We start from the raw sequence: 23,863 nt of genomic DNA, 5'->3' as shown, positions 1-23,863 counted from the left end.
TGGTCCCCTGCGCGTCACGGCCGCGTCAGCGTGCCCTCGACGAGCGTCGTCTGGCCGGTGACGTACTCGCTCCACACGCCGGCCGCCACTTCGGACCCCGGCTTCGCAAAGCTCTGCACGAAGCTGTGTCCGTTGTGGACCGCGCCGAACGTCACGGCGAACGCCGACGTGCTCGGCCGGTCCTGCGGCGGCGTGTCGTTCGGCGGCACGATCTCGTTCAGCCCCCAGCCGTAGTCGTCGCGGTAGTCGCCCACCACGCGCTCCAGCGTGTTCTCCAGGATGGCCCCGCTGACCGGGATGTGGATCAGCACGCCGCGCCTGCCGTGGTCGAACGTGGTGTTGAAGACCAGCACCTCGCCCGCCCCGCCGCGGTAGAACTCCGCCCGCCCGGAGCCGACCAGGGAACCGTCCGGGCACGCCGCCGCGCCCTGCGTCTCGATCACCGACCGGTCGCACGTCGGGAACAGGTGCGGGTTGAAGCGCACCGACCGGTCGAACAGGAACACGAACTCGCGCGGGGCGGCCGGCTCCACGCCGGTCGTCGTCGAGCGCCGGGCGTCGAACGTGATGGTCACGCCGAACCGCGAACCGCCATCCGGGGCGTACACCGCGGTGCCGGTGTCGATGTTCACCGGCCCCGCCACGTCGGGCTCGTACGGCCGCTGCGGGCCGTAGGGCGTCGGGTGCGGGTGCGTCTCGGCAGCCGCGGCCGGGGCGATGGTGAAGGCGAGGGCGGCGGCCGTCAGGCCGGTGAGCAGACGTGCACGCATGATCGGTTCCTCCCAGTCTGTCTGTTTTCGACGTGTCTCGAATAGTCCTCCGGAGCAGTAGAGTCTTCGTTAAGTGTCGAAGAGAGCTGAGAACATCTTCAGGAGGACAAGCCCGTGCCACTCGGCCGCTGGTCCGGCATCGCGCACCCGGAGCTCGACGAGATCACCGTCGACGACGTGCTGCACGCGCTCGCCGACCCCACCCGACGGGCGATCATCCGCCTGCTCCAGGCCGAGGGCGACCGCCCCTGCGGCACCTTCGGCCTGCCGGTCGCCGCGTCCACGCTCAGCCACCACTTCCGGGCCCTGCGCAAGGGCGGCCTGATCCGCCAGTACGACGAGGGCAGGCAGCGCATGAACACGCTGCGCACCGCCGAGCTGGAGAAGAGGTTCCCCGGGCTCGTGGACGCGGTGCTCGCCAACGCCGGCTGAGTCAGCCCCGCACCTCCGCGCACGGCGCCACCACCGCGAACAGCAGCGGCTCGCCGGGCGGCGGCACCGGCGCGACGACGATCGTGACGTCGCCCGGTCCCGGGACGATCGGCACGGCGTAGCGGCCGTCTTCCTCCGCCACCAGCGGCACCGGCTGCGGCGGACGGATGGGCGTTGCGCACGCAGCCCGCGCGTCGGCCACCGAAGCACGCCACGACGGCCCGCCCGTGCGCACGCTCGGAGCCGCCCAGTCGCTCAGCACCTGCACGCCGAGGAACACCGCGACCGCCCCGCCGACGACCGTCCGCGGCCGCAGCCGGTCCAGCAACGCCGCCACCGCGACCCACAACAACAGCAGCGGCACGATCGTGTAGCGCGACCCGTTCAGCGAGAACTCCGCGCGCTCCAGGAACCCGCCCGTGCCACGCAACCCGACCGGCACCACCAGGTACGCCACCGAGCACACCAGACCGACCGCCGCGACCTGTCGCGCCACCCGGTCCGCGCGCCACAGCAGCAAACCCGCCACGAGCGCGGCCACCGCACCGACGACAGCGACCAGCACGAGCCCGGCCCACTGGTACAGCGGCCCCAGCAACCGGTCCCCGGTCAGCGCGCTCAGCAGCACCCGCAGCCCGTAGATCGACGGCAGCTCGCCCAGCACCGTCTCGCTCGCCCGGTACCCGGCCGCGCGGGTCAGGTGCACCCAGCCCTGCACGGCCAGCGCCACCAGCATCACCGCGGGCGTGACGCACGCGAGCAGCCGCCGCGGCGACCGCACGATCCCGACGATCGCCGCCGGCAGCACCAGCGCGGTCAGCGGATCGGACAGCGCCGCGAGCGCCACCACCGCCGCCGAACCCACCTGCCCGGCCGCCGACCGCGGAGGCGCCAGGAGCACCCAGAACGCCGCGTACGCCAGGTACCAGTGCAGGTCGTTGACCGCCGCGTTCACCTCGAACCCGGCCTGCGGCAGCAGCGGCACGACCACGGTCACCAGCACCCGCGCCCACGGCGACCGCAGAACCCGTCCACTGTGGAACCACACCAGCAGTGAGATCAACGCGACCACCAGCGCCGCGCCCGCGGCCAGTGCGGCCGCCGCCCACGCGAGCGGCAGCGCCGCGGCCGGCTGCGCGATCAGCTTCGCGATCACCTGCAGGTACCCGGCGTGCGGCGTGACCAGGTTGTGCCACAAGGAATGCCGCATCGCCTGGTTCAGGAAGACGCCGCCGTCCTCCGCCCACACCACGTCGTAGGCACGCAGCCCGGGGCCCCGCATGAGCTGCAGCCAGGTCGCCGCCAGCACCCAGGCCACGCTCGCCGCGATCGTCGCGGTGCGGGTCCGGTTCACTGCCGTCGCAGGACGCGGTCGGCCAGCGTCGCCGGACGCTCGTCGAGCTGCGCCCGCAGCCGTTCGTTCTGCCTGCGCAGCTCGTCGGCCTCGGCACGCAGGTCCGCGGCCTCCGTCGCGAGCCGGTCGAGCTCACGCCGCTGCGCGGCGATCGTCTCCGCCATCGAGTCCGCGTTCTCCGCGTGCGCCACCGCGTCGAACTGCAGCTGCAGCAAGCGGGTGTAGAGGGCGATGCGGTTGTTCTCCAAGGTGTAGAGGAGCCGCGAGTCGCGGTAGGGCCGCAGCGCGTCGAGCAGCGCCTCGTCCCGGGTGACCACGCCGACGCCGAAGATCGCCGGGATGATCGCGAGCTGCCAGCCCTCGGTCAGTGCGTCCTCGACCGCGGTGAGCACGCCGTTGCGCTCGCCGCCGGCCTCCTGCGCGCACGTGAACGCGCCGAGGCCGACGAACCCGGCGCGGGTCAGCTCGTCGTGCCACACGGTCGGCCCCTCCGAACTGGACGGATGCCGGTCCTCGGGGCGCAGCCGGGACGGCAGGTAGTACTGGTCCCGCCGCGAACACGGCCACAGCACGTCGTGCAGCACCGCGACCGCGTCCGGCGCGTTCGCCAGCACCCAGGCCAGCTCTGCGCGCACGGTCGCGTAGTTGTGGTCGCCGTCCAGCACGTAGAGGTCCGCGACCGGCAGGTGCGGCAGCACGTCCGGCGAGCGTTCCTCGACCAGGTGCAGCGCCGGGTTCCCGGCGATCGCCGCGCGCAGCGACTCGGTCGGGGCCGGGTCGACGCAGTACACCGCGCGGGCGCCGAGTTCCGTGTAGATGCCGCTGACCTGGCCGGACTCGACGCCGACCTCGACCACCGTGGAGATCGGCCGGTGCGCGTAGACGACCTCGAAGACCTCCCGGAAGCAGGACAGCGAGTGCAGCAGCAGGGGTGTCTGCCGGGCCGCGCGGGCCTGGGCGTGCGGATCGGTGCGGGTGCCGTAGTCGTTCACTTGCCGCTCCGCAGCTGCCGCACGGCGATGCGCGCCGCCGACGTGGCCAGGCCGACCGGTCCGTGCGTGCGGATCTCCTCCCGCACCCGGCTGCGCATCCGCGTCAGCCGGGGCGCTGACGGCGGGTGGGCGCCGAGCCCGGTCCGGGACTTCGGCAGCACCGCGAAGGCGACCGTCACCTGCCCGGACGTCACCGGCGCGCCGAACCGGGCGGCGACCGGGAACCACACCGCGCCCTCGTCGGCCTCGAACTCGAACAGCGTGCCGCCCAGCCACCGGCACGCGGCGTGGATCAGCCCGGCGAAGTCGGCGGGGTGTTCCCAGCGCTCCACCCGCGGCACGCTCTGACCGGGCACGATCGCCTTGACCTCGACCCAGTCGATCCGCACCAGCGCGGGCCGCCCCGGCACCGCGAGAGCCACGTCGGTGACGTCGGCGGAGCGGAAGTCCAGGCGCGCGAACGAAAGCCCGTTGTGGTTGATCCGCACCCGGCGGCGCGGGCCGTCGTGCCATTCGCCGTCGCCGGTGCGGAAACTCAACCTGGTCTCGGCCGGATCGTCGGACGGCTCGAACAGGTCCGCGTCCACCTGTCTGTCGGCCAGCGCGCGAGCGCCCGCGGCCAGCCGGGTGTCCGAGGCCGCGAGCAGTGCGGGCCAGAACGCGTCGCGCATCTCCAGATCGGCCAGGTCGGCGGGGGAGAGGTAGGGGATCGCGGGCAGCAGGTCCTCCGGCACGACCCGGGTGATCAGCGCGGACCCGAAGTTGTCCTCGTGCGCCCAGTTGCCGAACACCGCGGCTTCGGCGGCTGTCGGCGCCTTCAGCGCGGACACCAGGATGTTCGCCAGCCGGTGCCGCGCGGTGCCGGTCAGGTCCGGCCAGCCGCCGTCGGCGTAGCGGTACCACTGGGTCTGGAACTCGCGGATGCCGTCCTGGACCGCGCGCCGTTGCGCCAGCTGGGCCTCGCCGTCGGAGGCCGGGCCGAGCACGGGGGAGCCGTCGTCGGCGAAGTCCAGCAGCGAGCCGCAGAAGTCGTTCACCGACTGCTCCAGCACCTCGGGGCTGCGGCTGATGGTCCGGGCGATCTCGGGCGGCTGCCCGCCCTGGCTGAGGTAGCTCTCGATGCGCAGCCCGGCCCGGTACACGCGCACCGACCGGTCGTCGGTGGCGAGGTAGAAGCCGGCCGGGCGGACCTGCGCGCCGGCCACGTCGAGCAGCCGCCCCAGGTAGTACTGGATGGTCCCGCCCCAGCCCAGGTCGACCAGCGCGGGCTCGGGCGCGTCGAGCATCCCGGCCCGGCGCAGCTCGCCCAGCACCCGCTCGCGGATGCGGGTGACCGTGACGGCCAGCCGGTTGCGCAGGTGGGCGGTTTCGGTGAGCACGTCGGTGACCAGGTCGATCTCCCGGTCGTTGTCCAGGACGGTGTCCAGGGCCTCGGCCAGCGGCGGCACGTCACCGGGGCGCAGGTGCAGGGCCTGCATCAGCTGGCGGACGGTGAGCCCGTGGCGCTGCTGGATGAACTGCCGCAGCGAGTCCGGGTCGGCCGGGTCGAGCGCGGCCAGCGAGGTGACGTGCCGGGACAACCAGACCGGCCGGGCCTCGACGTTCCAGCCGCGGGCCTGCGCGGCGTTGTTGATCAGCGCCGAGAGCAGGGTGCCCTCGCGCATCGGGCACCACAGCACCGGGATCCCGGACTGGTGGGCGCGCAGCGCGACCCACTCGGCGAACCCGGTCAGCACGGGGCCGAGCACCGCAGCGCCGTACCGCCAGGCCGTGCGGACCGGGGTTTGGGCCGCCTGGTCCACCCGCTGGAGCGTCTTCGCGCGCAGGCTGGTGATGCCGTAGTCGCCCTGATCGGTGTCGAGGTGCTCGCCGAGCGGGTCCTCCAGGCCGAGCGGCTCGCGCTCCCGCTCCAGCACGGCGAGGAACTCCTCGTCGAGCCGCTCGTAGTAGACGGTCCGGACACCCAGCTCCTGCGGCACCTCGATGTCGGCGACCGCGTTGTCCCCGATGTGCACGACCTGCTCGGGGTGCACGCCGAGGTTGTCCAGGACGATCTCCCACAGCCCGGACGCCTTGTCGAGCCCGTGCTGGTGCGAGCGGAAGACCCGGGCTTCGCGCAGCGCGCCGAGGCCGGGGCGGTCGAGCAGTTCGGTGAGGTGCTCCTCGGTGAAGTAGGTGTCCGACACCAGCACGGTCGGCACGTGGTGCTTCGCGGCCAGTTCGACCAGCTCGGCGATGTCCAGGTCGGGCACCGTGAAGTCGCGCTCGCAGGTCACCTCGGCGCGGACCAGCTCGGGCAGCTCGGCGCCGAAGATCCGCATCGGCATGTGCTGCCAGATGTCGAACAGCGACACCTCGGTGCCCAGCGCCTCCTCGCTCTGGCGCGCCCGCTGTTCCGCGACGATCCGCATGCGCCGGAACGCGGCGGGCGTGACCCAGTCCGGGCACCGGCCGTCCCGCACGAGCCGCGCCCCCAGCACGGCGAACACGTCGGTGGGCCTGGGCGTGCGCCGCCACAGGATGGTGTCGAAGACATCCAGCGACAGCACGGCGCAGGAGCCGTCGGTGATCAGCCGGCGGACCCGGTCGAGCGAGGGCGGCAACGACAAGGCATCTCCCCAGATTTGTGATGTGATTTACAACGATAATCACTCCGATGGGGGAAATACGTTACGCGCGGCGAAGAGGTTGCCCGAACTGATCGGTAACTTACTACTGGTCAGAACCCTGTGGTGGTGGTTACGCTTTACCTGTGACCACGCGTAACAGCAATGCGGCTGACTATGACGTCATCGTGGTCGGATCGGGGTTCGGCGGCAGCGTCGCCGCGCTCCGGCTGACCGAAAAGGGCTACCGGGTGGCCGTCGTCGAGGCGGGCCGCCGGTTCGCCGACGACGAGTTCGCCAAGACGTCCTGGGACCTCAAGCGGTACCTGTGGGCGCCCGCGCTCGGCTGCTTCGGCATCCAGCGGATCCACCTGCTCCGCGACGTGATGATCCTGGCCGGCGCCGGTGTCGGCGGCGGGTCGCTGGTCTACGCCAACACGTTGTACCGGCCGCTCAAGCCGTTCTACCAGGACAAGCAGTGGGCGCACATCACCGACTGGGAGTCCGAGCTCGCGCCGTACTACGACCAGGCGAGCCGGATGCTCGGGGTGGTCACGAACCCGAGCGTCACGCCGTCGGACGAGGTCATCCAGAAGGTCGCCGCCGACATGGGCGTCGCCGACAGCTACCACCCGACGCCGGTCGGGGTGTTCTTCGACAAGCCGGGCGAGCGCGTGCCGGACCCGTACTTCGGCGGGGCCGGGCCGGAGCGGACGGGCTGCACCGAGTGCGGCTCGTGCATGACCGGCTGCCGCGTCGGCGCGAAGAACACGCTGGTCAAGAACTACCTCTACCTCGCCGAACAGGGCGGCGCGCAGGTCATCCCGCTCACCACGGTCACCGCCGTCCGCCCGCGCGGGGACGGCTCGTTCGAGGTCGACGTCCGCAAGACCGGCACCAGGTCGAAGCGTTTCCGCACCACGCTCACCGCGGGCCAGGTCGTGCTCGCCGCGGGCACCTGGGGCACGCAGCGGCTGCTGCACGAGATGCGCGACCAGGGCACGCTGCCCCGCCTGTCGTCGCGCCTGGGCGAGCTGACCCGCACCAATTCCGAAGCCATCATCGGCGCGGGCCGCCCGACCGTGGACCCGGAGCGCGACTTCAGCCGCGGCGTGGCGATCACGTCGTCGTTCCACCCGGACGAGTCGACGCACATCGAGCCGGTGCGCTACGGCAAGGGCAGCAACGCGATGAGCCTGCTGCAGACGATCGCGACCGACGGCTCGGTGCCGACGCCACGCTGGCTGCAGGCGGTGCGGTTCCTGGTCAAGCACCCGGTGCAGAGCGCGAAGCTGCTCAACGGCTACCGGTGGAGCGAGCGGACCGTGATCCTGCTGGTGATGCAGAGCCTCGACAACTCGATCACCACCTACACCAAGCGGGGCCTGTTCGGGCGGCGCAAGTACACGTCCAAGCAGGGGCACGGCGAGCCGAACCCGACGTTCATCCCGGCCGGGCACCAGGCCAACGAGCTGACCGCGAAGCACATCGACGGCACCGCGGGCGGCACGTGGGGCGAGGTGTTCGACATCCCGCTCACCGCCCACTTCATCGGCGGCGCGCCGATCGGCACCAGCGCCGAGGACGGCGTGATCGACCCGTACCACCGGGTGTTCGGCTACCCCGGACTGTCCATCGTGGACGGCACCGCGATCACGGCCAACCTGGGCGTGAACCCGTCGCTGACCATCACCGCGCAGGCGGAGCGGGCGTTTTCGTTCTGGCCCAACAAGGGCGAGGCCGACAAGCGGCCGGACCAGTCGAAGGGCTACCGGCGGATCAAGCCGGTCCCGCCGAAGGACCCGGCGGTCCCGGCCGACGCGCCGGCCGCCCTCCGACTGCCGCTGGTGTCTACAGGTCGATCCCGGCGAACACGGTGACCCGCTCCTCGGTGAGGTCGTGCATGGCGGCGAGCACGCCTTCGCGGCCCACCCCGGAGCCCTTCACACCGCCGTAGGGCATCTGGTCCGCGCGGTAGGACGGCACGTCGCCGATGATCACGCCGCCGACCTCGAGCTCGGCGGAGGCGCGGAACGCGAGGCGGACGTCGCGGGTGAAGACGCCGGCCTGCAACCCGTAGGCGGAGGCGTTGACCGCGGCGAAGGCCTCGTCGGCGTTCTCGACCACGGACACGGCGAGGACCGGGCCGAAGATCTCCTCGGACCACGCCTTCGTCTCGGCGGGCACGCTGGTGAGCAGCGTGGGTTCGACGGTCGCGCCCTGGCGCGACCCGCCGGCCAGCAGCTTCGCGCCGGCGGCGACGGCCTCGTCGACCCAGGCGACGATCCGTTCCGCGGCCGCCTCGTCGACGACCGGGCCGACGTCCACCGTGGAGTCGTACGGGTCACCGGTCCGCTGCGCGGCGATGGCTTCGGCGAGCGCGGGGATGAACTCGTCGGCCACCGAGCGTTCGACGATGACCCGCTGCACCGCGATGCACGACTGGCCGGCCTGGTAGTTGCCGAAGGTCGCGATGCGCTGCGCGGCGCCGGTCAGGTCCGTCCAGTCGCCGAGCACGACCGCGGCCGCGTTGCCGCCCAGTTCCAGGACGACGTGCTTGCGCGGGGCGGCGTCGGCCAGCGACCAGCCGACCGGGCCGGAGCCGGTGAACGACACGACCGGCAGTCGCGGGTCCGCGACCAGTTTCGCGGTGTCCTCGTTGCCCAGCGGGAGGACCGAGAACGCGCCCTCCGGGAGGTCGGTCTCGGCCAGGATCTCGCCGAGGACCAGCGCGGACAGCGGGGTGCGCGGGGCGGGTTTGACGATGATCGGCGCGCCGACGGCCAGCGCGGGAGCGACCTTGTGGGCGACGAGGTTGAGCGGGAAGTTGAACGGCGCGATGCCGAGGACGGGGCCGCGGGGCACGCGGCGGACCATGGCGAGGCGGTTCTCGCCCGCGGCGTCGGTGTCCAGGCGCTGGAGGTCGCCGGAGAAGCGGCGGGCCTCCTCGGCGGCGATGCGGAAGACCGACACCGCGCGGCGCACCTCGGCTTCCGCCCACTTCAGGGGTTTGCCGTTCTCGGCGGTGATGAGTTCGGCGAGCTCCTCGGCGCGCGCGGCGAGTTGTTGCGAGGTGTGTTCCAGCGCGGCGGCCCTGACGTGGGCCGGTGTCCGGCGAAGCACCGGCGCGACGGCGACCGCGGCGGCCACCGCACGCTCGACCTGATCCGGCCCCGGCACGGCGACGGTCGCCACGTCGCTGCCGTCGAAGGGGTGGTGCACGTCCAGGGTGGCCGTCCCCTGCTCCGCCCAGCCGGCGATCCAGGCCGGCCGCGGTTCCGGCGTGATGGTGTCCATGCGGACCAACTTAGAGCGCCGGAGGAAAGGTCGTTTCACGTTCCACGCGTGCCGCGAGCATCGCCCCGATCGGGTGATCAGCGGGGAGGTTCCCGAGCCGGATTGCGCGCTGGAGGTGGTTCCGGTGCCCGGGGCGGAATACCCGGCGCACCGCCCCCGTTGTACGTGCTGGTCGGTGCGGTCCGTGTCCCCCGGGCCTCACCTGTTTCGCCGTCAGGGAATACCGGTGTGAGCCGGAGCCCTGTTCGGACCTTTCGCCGAGAGGCGACCGCCGTGCCGGCCATCCATACGTCAGACAGGCCCCGGGCCACGCGTCCGGGGCCTTCGTCGTTACCACGTCCCCGGGCGCACGTGACCCAGCCCACCTGGGACGATGGAAGACACACGTCGTCCTGATGGAGGTCCGGTGTCCAATCCGAGCGGTCCGGTGCTCGTCGTCGACTTCGGCGCGCAGTACGCGCAGCTGATCGCCCGCCGTGTCCGCGAGGCGCAGGTCTACTCCGAGGTGGTGCCGCACACCGCCACGCGCGACGAGATCCTCGCGAAGAACCCCTCGGCGATCGTCCTGTCCGGCGGCCCGGCCAGCGCCTACTCGCCGGACGCCCCGGGCATGGACCCCGAGCTGGCCAAGTCCGGCGTCCCCATCTTCGGTATCTGCTACGGCTTCCAGGTCCTCGCCCAGGCGCTCGGCGGCACCGTCGAGGCCACCGGCAACCGCGAGTACGGCCGCACCGAGGTGCACATCCCGGCCGACGGTGGCATCCTGCACCGCGAGCTGCCCGAGCGGCACCAGGTGTGGATGAGCCACGGCGACAGCGTCACCAAGCCGCCGGCCGGCGCGAAGGTCACCGCGACCTCCGAGGGCGCCCCGGTCGCCGCCTACGAGAACGTCGACGACCGCATCGCCGGCGTCCAGTACCACCCCGAGGTCCTGCACTCGCCGCACGGCCAGGAGGTCCTGCGCCGCTTCCTGCACGACATCGCGGGCATCAAACCGCAGTGGACCACCGCCTCGATCGTCGAGGAGCAGATCGCCCGCATCCGCGAGCAGATCGGCGAGGACGGTCGCGCGATCTGCGGCCTGTCCGGCGGGGTCGACTCCGCCGTCGCCGCCGCGCTGGTCCAGCGCGCCATCGGCGACCGGCTGACCTGCGTCTTCGTCGACCACGGCCTGCTCCGCACCGGCGAGCGCGCCCAGGTCGAGCGCGACTTCGTCGCCGCCACCGGGGTGAACCTGGTGACCGTCGACGCCCGCGAGCGCTTCCTCGGCGCCCTCGCCGGCGTCACCGACCCGGAGCAGAAGCGCAAGATCATCGGCCGCGAGTTCATCCGCGTGTTCGAGCAGGCCGAGCGCGACCTCAAGGCGCAGGGCGACTACCGCTTCCTCGTCCAGGGCACGCTGTACCCGGACGTCGTCGAGTCCGGCGGCGGCACCGGCGCGGCCAACATCAAGAGCCACCACAACGTCGGCGGCCTGCCGGAGGACCTGCAGTTCGAGCTGGTAGAGCCGCTGCGGCTGCTGTTCAAGGACGAGGTCCGCCGCGTCGGGCTGGAGCTGGGCCTGCCGGAGACGATCGTGCACCGGCAGCCGTTCCCCGGCCCCGGCCTCGGCATCCGCATCATCGGCGAGGTCACCGCGGACCGGCTGGAGACGCTGCGCGCCGCCGACGCGATCGCCCGCGAGGAGCTGACCGCGGCGGGCCTGGACCGCGACATCTGGCAGTGCCCGGTGGTGCTGCTCGCGGACGTCCGCAGCGTCGGCGTTCAGGGCGACGGCCGCACCTACGGCCACCCCGTGGTGCTGCGCCCCGTGTCCAGCGAGGACGCCATGACAGCCGACTGGACCCGCCTGCCCTACGACGTGCTGGAGCGCATCTCCACCCGCATCACCAACGAGGTCCCCGAGGTCAACCGGGTCGTGCTGGACGTGACCAGCAAGCCGCCGGGCACCATCGAGTGGGAGTGATCCGGGACTGACCTGGGGGCGGCGTGTCGCTGGCCGGCATCGCGTTGATCGTCGTGGCGGTGTTCCTGTTCCGCCGCGCGCGCAAGGCGGGCGCGCAGATCCGGGCCATGACCGCCACGCCCACCCTCACGGTCGCGCAACTGGAGCAGATGCGGCGGATGGTCCCGCGGCCGCGACCCGAGGGCGGCTTCCGCAAGATCACCGAGGTGATCGGCGGCGCTCAGCCGGGTGCCGGCGGACTGCTGACGTCGGAGCTCAGCAAGACCCCGTGCGTCTGGTACAGCTACCGCGTCCGGCGGCGCTGGTACTACCGCACCCGCAAGGGGCACCGTCGGGTGCGCTGGGACACGGTCGCCGAAGGGCAGGCGCCGCCGAGTTTCGTGCTCGTCGATCCGCAGCGCCGCCCGATCGAGCTGGTCGTGGACGGCGCCCGGCCGGAAGCCGTGGAAAAGCCGGTCGATTCCTACCAGACCGATTTCCGGGCCGAGACGGTCGAGTTCCTCGGTCTCGAGTGGCCGCGGGGCCGGGGCACCCTCGGCTTCCACTACGAGGAGTGGATCATCCGGCCCGGCACCTGGCTCTACGTCCTCGGCGAAGCGCGCGACGTGACGGGCTCGCTGGTCATCGGGAAGCCGGAGGACGGCAGCGATTTCATCATCGCCGCGAAACCGGAGGGCGAGCTGCGTGCAGGCCGGGGCCGTCGCCACCGCCTGCTCGGAGCCGCCGCCTGCGCGCTGGTCCTGGTGGGCCTCGCCCTGATCGTGACCGAATTCTGGATCATGGCCTGAAAAAAGGGAGCCGCGGACACATCCGCGGCTCCCTTCTGGCCTGGCAGTCTCCGGCGTCAGTCCCGCCGGCCTCCCCGCATCGACGCGCCCAGCATCAGCACCCCGACGAGCACCGCGCCGCCGGCGAGCACCCACTTCAGGTCGAAGGAGGGCAGCCACGTGGCGCCGTCGGACAGGACGTAGGCCGACACCAGGAGCGTCGCGATGCCGAGGATCAGCGTGACGACGTCCACCCCGCGTCGCCGCTCCGGCGGCGCCGGCGTCTCCGTGTCGTGGGCGTAGGGGTTCTCAGCCACGGCGCACCTCCAAGCTCCCGACGCCCTGGTCGGCCTTCAGCGTCAGCTGCAGCCCGCCCGGACCGTCGATCCCGTAGTCCACTCCGGTGATCGGGGCGATCCCGACCCCGTTGCTTTCGCGGCCGAAGCAGCTCACGTCACCGGCCTGCGACTCGCAGGAGTACGTGACGTCCGCCGTCGCGGGCACGCGGATCGTCGTGTCGCCCGCGCCGAGGTGCACCTCGGTCGTCACCGGCACGTCGGCGGGCAGCCTGGTCAGGTCCAGGTCCACGGTCCCGGCCGTGCGCTGGTAGCTCGGCAGCACCTCGGCCGCGCTCACCGGCGTGGCCCGCAGGTCGCCCAGCCCGCCGGAGTAGTCGGCGACGGGGACCGTGGTCAGCGCGACACCCGCGATCGACAGCGGCACCGCCAGGATGGCCAGCTTGCGGCCGCCACCGGCGAACGCGCCTGCCACCATCCCGACGCCCAGCACCCCGAGCACCAGCCCGATGACGTGCTGCGGCGAGAACCACGCGTCGCCGGACGAACCGATCGCCGCGCCGATCCCGGCGACCAGCAGCGCGATGCCGAAGGTCGCGACACCGATCTTGCTCGTCCGCCGCGGCGCCCGCGGCGGTGGCGGCGGGGCCGGCGCCGGAGGCGGAACCGGGTCCGGCAGGTCCCACGCCATCGGGTCCGCGCCCAGCGGATCCCACCCGGACTCGGCCCGCTCCGTGGTGCCCGGCGCGCTCATCGAGAACGCGGCGGGGCCGACCTCGGTGGCCACGCGGGTCACCGGCGCCGGCCGGTTGACGTGCCCGCGGCCGCGGTGCAGCAGGTACAGCGCGGTGACCATCATCGCCGCGCCGATGATGCCGCCCCCGTCGAACCAGCCGCCGGCGAACGCCCAGCTGGACAGCGGGAAGAACAGGATGGCCAGCACGATCGTGATGTGTTTGGACATCGAGCTGCGGCCCTGCCCGAACAGCGACTCGATGGGTGACACCTCGTCGCCCTCGGCCGGGAACAGCAGCCAGCACAGCAGGTACAGCGAAGCGCCGACGCCGCCGAACACGGTCGCCGTCACGAACGCCACCCGCACGATCACCGGGTCGATGCCGTACCGGTTGCCGATGGCCGCCGCGACGCCGCCGATCTTGCCGCCCCTGGCGGGACGGCGCGGCCGGCTGGCCCAGAAGTCCTTCACGGTCTCCTCGAAACCGCCCAGGCCTTGCGGTTTCGGAGCCTCTGCCGTGTCGTTCATGGTGCCCAGCATGCGTCAGCGGTCCCGCGCGCACATCGGGGAACGACCCTGAGTTTGCGGCGGCCGCGATCCCCGGGGTTTTCCCCGATGAATCGTGGTTGCGGCCGTGTGACCATGGCAGAACCATGGATCACGTGCAGGAGAAGCCGCGCACCGAGACCGGCATGCCGCTCCCGCGCCCACCGGGCGAGGGCGCGGTCGTGCCTGCTGCCGGGAGCACGCTGGCGGAGGTCGACGAGCGGCCCAAGATGTACCGGCGCCGGTCGAGCCGCGTGGTGGCGGGTGTCGCCTCGGGCCTGGCCGACCACCTCGGCATCAAGGTGCTGTGGGTGCGCGCCACGTTCGCGATCCTGGCCGCGTTCGGCGGGGCCGGGATGGTGGCCTACGGGCTGTTGTGGGTGTTCGTGCCGCAGCGGCGGCGCGAGGAGACCGAGGCCCCGGCCACGCCGAGGGAGAAGCAGCAGGCCATCGGTCTGCTCATCCTGGGCGTCGGGCTGCTCGTCGCGGGTGGGGCGATCACCGGCGCGATCAACGGGTGGGTCGCGGTGCCACTGGCGCTGGCCCTGGTCGGCGCCGCGGTCGTGTGGCGGGAGGCCGACGAGTCGCAGCGCCGCCGCTGGCGGGACGGCGCGCGGTCCGGCGTCGCGGGCATGGTGCTCGGCGGCGGCGGGTGGTCGGCCGCGATCCGGATCCTCGCCGGTGTCGCGCTGGTGATCACCGGCATCGGTGTCGTCGTGCTGCGCAGCGGATCGCTCGATCAGGTGCAGTTCGCGCTGCTCGCCGTGCTCGCGACGCTGGTCGGGGTGGCGGTGCTGACCGTGCCGTTCTGGCTGCGGATGGGCCGCGACCTGGGGGAGGAGCGCCGGGCCCGCATCCGCACCGAGGAGCGCGCCGAGATCGCCGCGCACCTGCACGACTCGGTGCTGCAGACCCTGGCGCTGATCCAGAAGCAGTCGGAGTCGCCGAAGGAGGTCGCGCGGCTGGCCCGCAGCCAGGAGCGCGAGCTGCGCGGCTGGCTCTACGGCCCGTCCGGCTACGGGACGCCGGAGAAGAAGGGCGAGGACCGGTCGGTGGCCTTCTCCCAGGCGATCGCAAACGCTTGCGGCGAGGTGGAGGACACCTTCGCGATCTCGGTGTCGCAGGTCGTGGTGGGGGAGGCGCAGCTGGACGACCGGCTCACCGCGCTGGTGCTCGCGGCTCGCGAGGCGATGGTCAACGCGGCCAAGCACGCCGGGGTCGACGAGGTGAGCGTCTACGCCGAGGTGGAGCCCACCGCGGTCACCGTGTTCGTGCGGGACCGGGGCAAGGGTTTCGACCCGGAGACCGTGTCGGAGGACCGGCATGGCCTCGCCGACTCGATCCGGGGGAGGATGGAGCGCAACGGCGGCACGGTACGGCTGCGCACGGCGCCGGGAGATGGGACCGAAGTGCAGCTGGAGATGCCGGTGAAGGCCGATTCTGGAGGGACGCGTTGAGCGAGACACCGCAGCCGAAGGCCCCGATCAGCGTGTTCCTGGTCGACGACCACGCGCTGTTCCGGGCCGGGGTGCGTACCGAACTGGACTCGATCACCGACGAGGTGCGGGTGGTCGGCGAGGCGGGTTCGGTCGCCGAGGCGGTCGCCGGCATCGCCCGGACGAAGCCGCAGGTCGTGCTGCTCGACGTGCACATGCCGGACGGCGGTGGCGCGGAGGTGCTCCGCCGGGTCCGCACCGACCTGCCCGACGTCGTGTTCCTGGCGCTGTCGGTGTCGGACGCGGCCGAGGACGTCATCGCGGTCATCCGCGCCGGCGCCCGCGGGTACGTCACCAAGACGATCTCGTCGAAGGAGCTGGTGCGGGCCATCGCGCGGGTCGCCGAGGGCGATGCGGTGTTCTCGCCGCGGCTGGCCGGGTTCGTGCTGGACGCGTTCGCCGACCGCCCGGGCTCGGCGCCGATCAGCGACCCCGAGCTGGACCTGCTGACCCCGCGCGAGCGGGACGTGCTGCGCCTGCTCGCGCGGGGCTACGCGTACAAGGAGATCGCGTCGGAGCTGTTCATCTCGGTGAAGACGGTCGAGACGCACGTGTCCAGCGTCCTGCGCAAGACCCAGCTGTCCAACCGCTACGAGCTTTCGCGCTGGGCCTCGGACCGCAGGCTGGTCTGAACGAGGACCCGGCGCCGCACGCGGGTCAGGGCGACTCCGGCGAGCACGACGGCGACTCCGGCGAGGATCCGCGGGTTGAGGTCCTCGCCGAGGAAGACCGCGCCGAGCGCCAGCGACACGATGGGCATCAGGTAGCCGACGGTGGATGCGGCGACCGCGCCTTCGGTCGCCAGCAGGCGATAGCTCAGCGCGAACGCGACGCCGGTGGAGAACACCCCGAGGATCACCACGGCGATCACCGGACCCGCGGACAGGTGCACCGGCGTGGTGCCACCGGCGGGCATCGCGAGCAGCGTGAACCCGCTCGCCGCGGTCATCTGCGCGCCCGCCAGCGCAACCGGCGACGAGCCGGTGCCGGACAGGTGTTTGCCCTCGTAGACGAAGACGAACCCGTAGCTCACCGCGGCGGCGACGCAGGCCAGCGCACCCCAGCTGAGCAGGCCGGATTCCTGCCACGGCGCGAAGATCAGCACGGTGCCGGCGAGCCCGGCGAGCAGGCCGACGAGCTTCGGCGGGTCGAGCCGGCGTTCGACGCCCATCAGCATGGCCATGAGCAGCGTCCACAGCGGCGTGGTCGCGTTCAGCACGCCGGTCACACCCGAGCTGACGGTCTGCTCGCCGATCGCGAACAGCAGGAACGGCAGCGCGTTGTGGAACAGGGCGGCGACGAGCAGGTGCTTCCAGATCCGTCGTCCGGCCGGCAGGCGGTCACGAGCGGCGTAGCAGAGCCCGACGAGGACGGCGCTGCCCAGGACGGTGCGGATGAGCACGATCTGGACCGGCGTGAACGCCTGCAGCCCGATCTTGATCCACAGGAAGCTCGATCCCCACATGAGTGCCAGCGCGGCCAGGCGCAGCAAGGTTTTCGTTTCGGCCACGGCCTTCACGATCGCGCCGGTGATCTGTAAGGACAAGCGAAAATCCCTACACGGTGCTGTTAGCAGAACTGTATCCTCGGGGGATGCTCGACGTCCGCCGGCTGTAGGTGCTGCGGGCCGTGGTTTCCAGCGGGTCGATCAGCGCGGCCGCCCGGAACCTCGGCTACACCCCGTCCGCGATCAGCCAGCAGTTGTCCACTTTGGAGCGTGAGGCAGGCACGGCGCTGCTGGAGCGGGTCGGCCGCGGAGTGCGACCCACACCCGCGGGCGCGTTGTTGTCCCAGCATGCCGAGGTCGTGTTCGCGCAGCTGTCCAAGGCCGAGTCCGAGCTGGCCGACCTGAAGGCGGGCCGCACGGGCAGCCTGGCGATCCGTTATTTCGCGACGGCCGGAGCGTCGCTGGTGCCGCCCGCGGTGGCGGCCATCCGCCGCGACTACCCAGGCGTGAAGCTGGACCTGCGGCTCCTGGAGCCCGGCGAGGCGTTGCCGCAGGTGGAGAACGGTGACGCCGACGTGGCGATCGTGGTGTTCTCGGGCTCGTACTCGAAGCCGGGTGTCGAGCTGTGCCACCTGTTCGACGACCCGTACCGCGTGGCGCTGCCGACGAGCCACCCGCTGGCCCGCAAGCGGGTCGTGGACCTGGGCGACCTGGCCGACGAGCCGTGGATCAGCAACGAGGGCGTGCCCGGCCCCTGCCGGGACGTGCTGATGGCCGCCTGCGGGGCCGCCGGTTTCGTGCCGAACTTCGTGATGGAGTGCGAGGACTACGCGACCGCGCAGGGCTTCGTCGCGGCCGGTCTCGGCATCAGCCTGGTCCCGGTGCTGGGCCTGGGCGCACCCCAGCCCGGCGCGGTGATCCGCCGGATCCGCAACCCGGAGCCGATCCGCCCGATCCACGCCGCCGTGGCCACCCGCTCACGCGACCAGCCCGCCGTCCGCCACCTGTTGCAGGTGCTCAAGGACATCAAAACCGACGTCGCCGCATAAAAGCGCCACCCAACACACAAACCGCCACCCGGCAACGCAACGCGCCAACCCCCCGAGCCACCCCTCTCCCGCAACCCGATCCCCAGCCAAATCGGTTGCCGAGCCACCGGGTCAAGGCACGCTTTCCCGCCTTGACGCGGTGTCTCGGCAACCGAACACTGAAAGATCGGGTTCGGAAGGGGCCCTCTCAATCCGGGCGTAGCGAAGCGAAGCCGGTGCAGTAGAAACCCGCGTAGCGCCACCTCAAAGAAAAAGAAGCTGCGTAACCCCGATCCCAATAGCAGCCGCAACCAGCACAGCCATGGTCGCGAGGATCAACTGCCGCGCCCGGACCGGCGAGATCCGCACCAATGGTTGCTTCGGCGGAGGAGGCGGCGGCGACGGCGGCCGGAACGCGGGCACCGTCGGCAGCGCGGGCGCGGTGGGCGGGATGAACGCCGTCTGCCGTCCCTGCGTGATCGCCTGGAACGAGGTGATGCTGTCGCCGAGTGTGGGCCGGCTCAGTGGGTCCTCGCGCAGCAGCTTCATCAACGCGGGCGCGAGCACACCGGCCTTCTCCGGCTGGCGCAGCGGCCCGCCGCCGTGGTCGCCGTAGGGCGGCACGCCTTCGACAGCCGTGTAGAGGGTGGCGCCGAGCGAGAACGCGTCGGTGGCCGGCGCGGCGGTCGCGCCCCGCGAGAGTTCCGGCGCCCGGTAGGCGGGGTTGAAGCCGGCGCCGGTGAACCCGATGTCGGTGACCTTGACGCCACCGTCGTCGGCGAGCAGCACGTTGCCCGGCTCCAGCCCGCGGTGCACCACGCCGGCCCGGTGCGCCGCGGCCAGCGCGGAGGCGAGCTGGATGCCCAGGAACGCGGTCTGGTCGGGCGTGAGCGTCCCGTACTCGGCGAGGAAGTCCGCCATGTTGCGGGAGGGCACGTACTCCATGACCACCCACGGGTCCGGCCCGTCGCGGAGCACGTCGTAGACCCCGATCGCACAGGCGTGCTGGATCCGCATCGCGGCGCGGCCCTCTTCCAGCGCCGCGGCGATCGACTGCTCGCTGTGCCCCGGCGCGACCGGCATCTTCTTGGCCGCCACCGTGCGGTTCAGCTGCGTGTCGTACGCCAGCCACACGATTCCGGCGCGGCCACGACCGATCGGTTGGTCCAACCGGTACCGGCCGCCGACGAGTGCGCCCTCAGTACCCACAACACCCTCTCGTCGTCCCGGCCTGTCGGATAGTCACCCACCACCCTACTGACCGATCCTGAACGTTTCCGGCAGTCGACTCAGCCGTTGGCCCCGGACGTCGGGGTCTCCTCCGGCGTGCTCGTGGGGGTCCTGCTCGACGAGGACGACGAGGAGGTCGGGCTCTTGCTGGAGCTGGGTTTGCTCGCCGAAGTCTCCTCGCTGGAGCTGCGCCGCGAGGGGGAGGACTTCGTCGGCTCGTTGGCCTGGCTCGACCGCGTCGCGGTCGGCGTCGAGCTCTCCGTCGTCTCCACCGACGAGCTGGTCACCGGCGGCGGGAGCACCGGCGGGCTGGTCTCGGTGGTGTTCGTGGTGTTGTTGTTCGCCGGCGTGAACAGCCAGATGCCGAGCGCCACGAGACCGGCCACCACGACGGCGCCGATCGCGGCCGGCACCTTCCACCTGCCCGGCTTCTCGTCCTCGTCGTCCGCCGCGGCGGCCCGGGGCTCGTCGTCGTAGCCGTCGTACCCGGCGGGCACCGCGCGCGTCGCGCCCTGGCGGTCGTAGTCGTCCGTCGGGTACGCGGCGGTGGCGGCGTACGGGTCGTCCGAGTAGTCGTCGTACTCGTCGTAGAACTGGTCGCTCGCGCCGCCGGCCAGTGTGCCGGAGTGCGCGCCGAGCTCGTCGCCGCGGAAGGCCCGCGTGGCGCCCGCGCCTGCCGCTGCGCCCAGCGCCCCGGCCGCGAGCGCGCCACCGGCGAGCGCTCCGCCGGACGGCGAGAACTGCGTCTCGTCCGAATTCCCGCCCAGCGGTGTCTCACCGCGCGCCACGGCCGCGAGCAGCTCCTCGGCCTCCGCGGCGGTCGGGCGGTGCTGGACCTCCGGGTGCAGCAGCACGGCCAGCACGCTGGCGAGCGGACCGGACTGCCGCGGCGGGTTGATCTGCCCCGCGGCGACCGCGTGCAGCAGGCTCAGGGTGTTCTCGCTCAAACCGAACGGCGGCTGACCCTCGCACGCCGCGTACAGCGTGGAGCCCAGCGAGAAGACGTCCGCCTCCGGGCCCGGATCGCCACCGATCGCGACCTCCGGCGCCAGGTAGGCGGGGGTGCCCGCGATCATGCCGGTCTTGGTGACCGTGACGTCGTCCTTGGCCCGCGAGATGCCGAAGTCGGTGATCTTCACCACGCCGTTGTCGGCGAGCAGGATGTTGCCGGGCTTGATGTCCCGGTGCACGATCCCGACCGCGTGCGCCTCCTTGAGCGCGGCCGCGATCTGGGCGCCGATGCGCGCGACCTCGCGCGGCGGCAGCGTCTTCCGGTCGCGCAGCAGCTCGGCGAGGCTCGTCGACGGCAGGTACTCCATCACCAGGCACGGGTGGCCGTTGTCGTCGGTGACGACGTCGAAGACGGAGATCGCGTTCGGGTGGTGCAGCCGGGCGGCGATGCGGCCCTCGCGCATCGTGCGCTGCTTGGCGTCCTCGGCCTCGTGCTGGTCCAGCCCCGGTTGCAGAAGCAACTGCTTGATCGCGACCGAACGGCCGAGTACGTCGTCGTGCGCCTGCCACACCGCACCCATGGCGCCGGTGCCGATTCGCCGCTCGATCCGGTACCGGCCGGCGACCAGGCGACCCTCGTCGCTCACGCGACCTCCTTCGGGGGCTGTTTCAGGGCGCGACAGTGCCGCACGCCTGGAAGCCTATGCACGTAGCTCGGCCCGTGGGCCGGGGGTTGGGCCAGATCCGTCAATCAAGGCTAGGGTGCTCACTCTGCGCGCATGCATCCGGCACTGTATGGGGCGGCCCGACCACGCCTGGTATGGCGTCCGCTACAGCTCCTCGGCGGCCAGCAGGACCGCTTCGGAAATGCTGTGTCCGGCCTGGTCGAGACCCAGCTGCTGCGTCACGCGGAGCCGGGTGCCGTCGTCACGGCGCATCAGCACCACGGCGAGCACGGACCCATCCGGCTGCACGCGCGCCTCGACCACCTCGACCTGACGCATGGTGCTCCACGCCCGCACCAGGTCGCCCGCCTCCTCACCGGCCAGCGCCGGGCTGAGCAGGTCCAGCGCCTTCTCCGGTGCGGAGTCGACCCGCCGGTAGAACTCGTTGACCACCGCAAGCCTCTCCGCGTCGGTCAGCGTGGGTGCGGTGGTCGTCGCGGTCGCGGAGCCCTCGGCCGTCTGGGGCACGGCGGTCTCCGCGGGCTGTGTCTGGGCCACCGGCACCTGCGCGAGCGGGGTGCTGGTCGCCTGGGCGTGACCGACGGTGTTGCTGCCCTGCTTGCCCCCCGGCGTGCCGCCGACGGCGAAGCCGCCCAGCGCGGCCGCACCGGTGATCTGCGGCGGGGCCGGGCTGACCGGCGCGGCCGACTGGTCCCGGCCGCGGGTGAGCACCGACGACGCCACGACCGCGCCCACGAGCAGTGTGCCCGCCATGGTGAGCCCGGTGAGCTTGGCGAGCTTCGCGCCGCGGCTCTCCGGCTCCCGCTGCGGCTCGGTCCTGGGGCGGACGCGCGGCGGCGGCAGGTACTTCCGCGGCTCGCGGAACACCTGTGTGAGGTACTCGCGGTCGACCATCTCGTTGTCGAGGATCTCGGGGGAGATCAGCTCCTCGACGTGGAGTGCGTCCGGCGTGCGGGTGGCGCGACGCCGTTCGTGTGCGACTCTCATGGACCTGTCGTCTGGATCTTCCGTCTCGGGGACTGGCCGGGGCTGTCTAGCTGTTAATCAGCGAACCCCCGTACCGCGTTACCGGCCAACCCCCGATCGGTGGAGGGGCACCGGGGAACGACGAACGGCAGTTACCGTCACCCACCTGGCGCAGTCCGGTGGTCAGGCACCGTCACTGGTGATCTTGTCGCCGGAGAACTCCAGCGTGCGCTCCTCGGTGACCTCGCGGCCGTCCTTGTAGACGGTCTGCACGGTGCACACCGTCTTGCCGTCGTACTGGTGCACGCGGATGTGCTTGACCTGGAAGTACGCCACCTCGGCGTACTTGCGCTCCAGCCCCTGCGGGCCTTCCTGCTTCAGCTCGCCGTCGGTCAGGCTCGCGGCGGCCTCGGGGTTCTCGGTGACCGTGTCGAGGTAGGTCTGCGAAGTGCTGGCCAGCGTCTTCGGGTCCTCGTCCGGGTACATGGTGAACCGGTACGGGTCCGCCTCGTAGGGCGCGGGGGAGGGCGCCGGCTTGGGCGGCACGCTGCTGGTGGTCGGCGTCGCGGTGGTCGTGCCGCTCGCCGGGCCGCCGGTCGCCGAGGTGTCGCGGACCGTGGTCGAGCCCGACGGCGCGCGCACGCCCGCGCTCTCGGTCGGCCGGACACTCGTCGCGCCGGTGTCCGGGATGTCGTCGCGGGACGTGCTGGACGTGTCGCTCCCGTCGCCGCCGGAGCTGGGCGGGGCGATCTGCTCGCCGGAGAGGGTGGGCACCCCGCCGCCGAGACCGGGCACCCACGCGCCCCCCGCCTGGTCCGGCGCCGGTTTCGCGACGAACGCCGAGCCGGCGAACATCAGCGCGACGACGACGCCGCCCGACGAGGCGGTGGCGAACCAGGCGGCCTTGCGCCAGCTCCGCGGCGGGGTGACCGACGCGGGCACGTTGCCGAGGTCGAAGGAGCCGAGGCCGGTCACCGGAGCGGCCTCGTACACGCGCACGTCGGTGTCCTCGGCCTCGCGGCGGCGTGGCGGGGTGAGCTTGACCTTGGTCCGCTGGGGCCGCTGCGACGGCTTCGCGGCAGGCGGCGCGGACTGCTCGGGCAGGGCGACCGGCTCGGGCAGGGGCAGCTCGCCGTGCGCGGCGGGGAAGACGTCAGTGGTGGAGATGCGCTCGGTCAGCGGCAGCGAGCCGCGGGCGGGGGCGTCGAACGGCTCGGCGCGGACCGGGTTCACCGGCATCGGCCGGAACGGCTCCGGCGCGCGGCGGCCGGCCTGCCGGTGCGCCGGGACGACCGGGGTCCAGGTTCCGGCACCACGGCGGTGCCGGCCGGTCCGGGAACGAGAGCTTTCCGTGAAATCGGCCCCGCTTGTCATGCCGTGTGGACACCGCCCTCTGCGTCATCTGACGCCGGAAGGGGGCCGATTCGACCGAATGGAGCAGGGCGTGCATGTGCGGGTGCACGTTCATCTGCACGCGCACGGCCTGTCGCCGGGCGCGCGGAGCCGAATCTGGGGCATCCCACGCCCTAAAGAGTAAGAGCCCACGCCGGTCGTCAAAGCGTGATCCCGCAAGTTCACTCTGTTGGGGCGTCGGCGCTCCCGTCACCCACCGCTTCGGTAGCGTGCCTGGGTCGACTGCAGCGCCTTGGTGGCGACGGCGCCGCTGCCCGCGGCGACGATGATCGCGAGGATGTCCATCCCGGCGTTGCCCGAGGTGAACAGCCACGCGAGGAGCGACGCGGCGGTCGTCCCGCCGGCGAGCGCCCACCGGCTGCGGACGTACTGCGCGACCGGCGCGCCGCCGGCCCGCTTGTTCGCCGCGTTGTTCAGCAGCGCCAGGTAACCCACATGGGCTAGCGAGGCGAGCACACTGGCGATCGCGATGATGACCGCGATGACGTTAATCATGTCTCCAGTGTGCCCGTCCGCCGAGCCGCCGGGCCTCCGGGAAGCCCCGGAAATCGGACGATTTTCAGCGGCCGAGCCGGCCGCGCCCCAGGTTCAGCAACGCCATCGCGAGCTGGCGGCCGTCCGGGCCGAGTTCGCGGTAACGGGCGAGCACGTCCATCTCGCGGTTGTAGACGATCCGGGTGCCGCCCGCGGCCATCCGCGCGGCGCCGATCGTCTGGGAGACCTCGACCCGGCGCTTGACGAGCCGCAGGATCTCGGAGTCGAGCCAGTCGATCTCCTTGCGCAGCTCGGCGATCTCCTCGGCCGAGGCGACGGGTTCGCCGGAGGTCTCCGGCGGGGTGGCTTTCTCGTTCGTCTGTGCGTTCATCGGGCCCTCCGGTCGGTTC

At 72.2% G+C, this 23,863-nt stretch carries 21 protein-coding genes; 7 read left to right on the top strand and 14 right to left on the bottom strand.

Features of this window, described 5'->3' with window-relative positions:
- Positions 1-14 precede the first annotated feature (14 nt).
- Positions 15-770, bottom strand: a complete 756-nt coding sequence (locus tag AMYTH_RS0124890; protein WP_027932575.1) for a hypothetical protein — start codon at positions 768-770, stop codon at positions 15-17.
- 114 nt (positions 771-884) lie between these two features.
- Between AMYTH_RS0124890 and AMYTH_RS0124885 the strand changes: the two genes are divergently transcribed.
- The gene (locus tag AMYTH_RS0124885; RefSeq protein ID WP_027932574.1) at positions 885-1,202 is read left to right on the top strand and encodes an ArsR/SmtB family transcription factor; all 318 of its coding nucleotides are present in this window, start codon (positions 885-887) and stop codon (positions 1,200-1,202) included.
- Between the two features lies 1 nt (position 1,203).
- On the opposite strand, the gene AMYTH_RS0124880 is transcribed toward AMYTH_RS0124885, so the two are convergent.
- Genes AMYTH_RS0124880 through AMYTH_RS0124870 form a run of 3 tightly spaced genes read right to left on the bottom strand, consistent with a single transcriptional unit; the run spans position 1,204 to position 6,157 of the window.
- The gene (locus AMYTH_RS0124880) at positions 1,204-2,556 is read right to left on the bottom strand and encodes a hypothetical protein (protein ID WP_027932573.1); all 1,353 of its coding nucleotides are present in this window, start codon (positions 2,554-2,556) and stop codon (positions 1,204-1,206) included.
- A complete protein-coding gene (locus AMYTH_RS0124875; protein ID WP_027932572.1) occupies positions 2,553-3,548 on the bottom strand; it encodes a class I SAM-dependent methyltransferase in 996 nt (331 codons plus the stop codon). Before AMYTH_RS0124875 ends, AMYTH_RS0124880 begins: the two co-directional genes overlap by 4 nt.
- Positions 3,545-6,157 (bottom strand): HAD family hydrolase, encoded by a 2,613-nt coding sequence (locus AMYTH_RS0124870; RefSeq protein ID WP_027932571.1) that lies wholly within the window; start codon positions 6,155-6,157, stop codon positions 3,545-3,547. Before AMYTH_RS0124870 ends, AMYTH_RS0124875 begins: the two co-directional genes overlap by 4 nt.
- A gap of 143 nt (positions 6,158-6,300) precedes the next feature.
- Here AMYTH_RS0124870 and AMYTH_RS0124865 point away from each other — a divergent pair, with 143 nt between their 5' ends.
- Positions 6,301-8,034, top strand: coding sequence for a GMC family oxidoreductase N-terminal domain-containing protein (locus AMYTH_RS0124865; protein WP_027932570.1), 1,734 nt, complete (start codon positions 6,301-6,303; stop codon positions 8,032-8,034).
- On the opposite strand, the gene AMYTH_RS0124860 is transcribed toward AMYTH_RS0124865, so the two are convergent.
- Entirely contained in the window at positions 8,006-9,451 is a 1,446-nt protein-coding gene (locus tag AMYTH_RS0124860; protein WP_027932569.1) for an aldehyde dehydrogenase family protein, read from the bottom strand. The genes AMYTH_RS0124865 and AMYTH_RS0124860 overlap by 29 nt on opposite strands.
- Positions 9,452-9,857: 406 nt before the next feature.
- Here AMYTH_RS0124860 and guaA point away from each other — a divergent pair, with 406 nt between their 5' ends.
- Both guaA and AMYTH_RS0124850 read left to right on the top strand, forming a co-directional pair.
- Positions 9,858-11,417: a glutamine-hydrolyzing GMP synthase gene (guaA, locus tag AMYTH_RS0124855; protein WP_027932568.1), complete on the top strand. Its 1,560-nt coding sequence runs from the start codon at positions 9,858-9,860 to the stop codon at positions 11,415-11,417.
- Between the two features lie 23 nt (positions 11,418-11,440).
- A complete protein-coding gene (locus AMYTH_RS0124850) occupies positions 11,441-12,205 on the top strand; it encodes a GIDE domain-containing protein (RefSeq protein WP_027932567.1) in 765 nt (254 codons plus the stop codon).
- A 56-nt stretch (positions 12,206-12,261) separates the two neighbouring features.
- On the opposite strand, the gene AMYTH_RS0124845 is transcribed toward AMYTH_RS0124850, so the two are convergent.
- Together AMYTH_RS0124845 and AMYTH_RS0124840 are read right to left on the bottom strand one after the other, a co-directional pair.
- Positions 12,262-12,501 (bottom strand): hypothetical protein, encoded by a 240-nt coding sequence (locus AMYTH_RS0124845; RefSeq protein WP_017986702.1) that lies wholly within the window; start codon positions 12,499-12,501, stop codon positions 12,262-12,264.
- Positions 12,494-13,756, bottom strand: coding sequence for a PspC domain-containing protein (locus AMYTH_RS0124840; RefSeq protein WP_027932566.1), 1,263 nt, complete (start codon positions 13,754-13,756; stop codon positions 12,494-12,496). Before AMYTH_RS0124840 ends, AMYTH_RS0124845 begins: the two co-directional genes overlap by 8 nt.
- Before the next feature lie 113 nt (positions 13,757-13,869).
- Between AMYTH_RS0124840 and AMYTH_RS0124835 the strand changes: the two genes are divergently transcribed.
- On the top strand, positions 13,870-15,219 hold the full coding sequence (locus AMYTH_RS0124835; protein ID WP_027932565.1) for an ATP-binding protein: 1,350 nt from the start codon (positions 13,870-13,872) through the stop codon (positions 15,217-15,219).
- Positions 15,216-15,890, top strand: coding sequence for a response regulator (locus tag AMYTH_RS0124830; RefSeq protein ID WP_020420055.1), 675 nt, complete (start codon positions 15,216-15,218; stop codon positions 15,888-15,890). The genes AMYTH_RS0124835 and AMYTH_RS0124830 overlap by 4 nt, the downstream gene beginning before the upstream one ends.
- On the opposite strand, the gene AMYTH_RS45695 is transcribed toward AMYTH_RS0124830, so the two are convergent.
- Complete coding sequence (locus tag AMYTH_RS45695) at positions 15,848-16,768, bottom strand: DMT family transporter (protein WP_037324052.1); 921 nt, start codon at positions 16,766-16,768, stop codon at positions 15,848-15,850. The genes AMYTH_RS0124830 and AMYTH_RS45695 overlap by 43 nt on opposite strands.
- 107 nt (positions 16,769-16,875) lie before the next feature.
- Here AMYTH_RS45695 and AMYTH_RS45690 point away from each other — a divergent pair, with 107 nt between their 5' ends.
- Complete coding sequence (locus tag AMYTH_RS45690; RefSeq protein WP_228684946.1) at positions 16,876-17,754, top strand: LysR family transcriptional regulator; 879 nt, start codon at positions 16,876-16,878, stop codon at positions 17,752-17,754.
- A 243-nt stretch (positions 17,755-17,997) separates the two neighbouring features.
- Here the strand turns inward: AMYTH_RS45690 and AMYTH_RS0124815 are convergent, their stop codons facing one another.
- From AMYTH_RS0124815 to AMYTH_RS0124790, 6 genes are all read right to left on the bottom strand, one after another.
- Positions 17,998-18,942 (bottom strand): serine/threonine-protein kinase, encoded by a 945-nt coding sequence (locus AMYTH_RS0124815; RefSeq protein ID WP_027932564.1) that lies wholly within the window; start codon positions 18,940-18,942, stop codon positions 17,998-18,000.
- Between the two features lie 80 nt (positions 18,943-19,022).
- Positions 19,023-20,561 carry a serine/threonine-protein kinase gene (locus AMYTH_RS0124810; RefSeq protein ID WP_027932563.1) on the bottom strand — a complete coding sequence of 513 codons (1,539 nt, stop codon included), beginning with the start codon at positions 20,559-20,561 and terminating at the stop codon, positions 19,023-19,025.
- Positions 20,562-20,744: 183 nt separating this feature from the next.
- Complete coding sequence (locus tag AMYTH_RS0124805) at positions 20,745-21,587, bottom strand: hypothetical protein (RefSeq protein ID WP_027932562.1); 843 nt, start codon at positions 21,585-21,587, stop codon at positions 20,745-20,747.
- Positions 21,588-21,749: 162 nt separating this feature from the next.
- Positions 21,750-22,940 carry a hypothetical protein gene (locus AMYTH_RS0124800; protein ID WP_228684944.1) on the bottom strand — a complete coding sequence of 397 codons (1,191 nt, stop codon included), beginning with the start codon at positions 22,938-22,940 and terminating at the stop codon, positions 21,750-21,752.
- Positions 22,941-23,168: 228 nt separating this feature from the next.
- Positions 23,169-23,474 carry a hypothetical protein gene (locus AMYTH_RS0124795; RefSeq protein ID WP_017986712.1) on the bottom strand — a complete coding sequence of 102 codons (306 nt, stop codon included), beginning with the start codon at positions 23,472-23,474 and terminating at the stop codon, positions 23,169-23,171.
- Positions 23,475-23,538: 64 nt separating this feature from the next.
- Positions 23,539-23,844, bottom strand: a complete 306-nt coding sequence (locus AMYTH_RS0124790; RefSeq protein WP_017986713.1) for a chorismate mutase — start codon at positions 23,842-23,844, stop codon at positions 23,539-23,541.
- Positions 23,845-23,863: the final 19 nt, after the last annotated feature.

The sequence above is a fragment of the Amycolatopsis thermoflava N1165 genome (assembly GCF_000473265.1).
In the GTDB taxonomy this organism is placed as follows: domain Bacteria; phylum Actinomycetota; class Actinomycetes; order Mycobacteriales; family Pseudonocardiaceae; genus Amycolatopsis_E; species Amycolatopsis_E thermoflava.
This window is presented reverse-complemented; position numbering and strand designations above follow the sequence as displayed.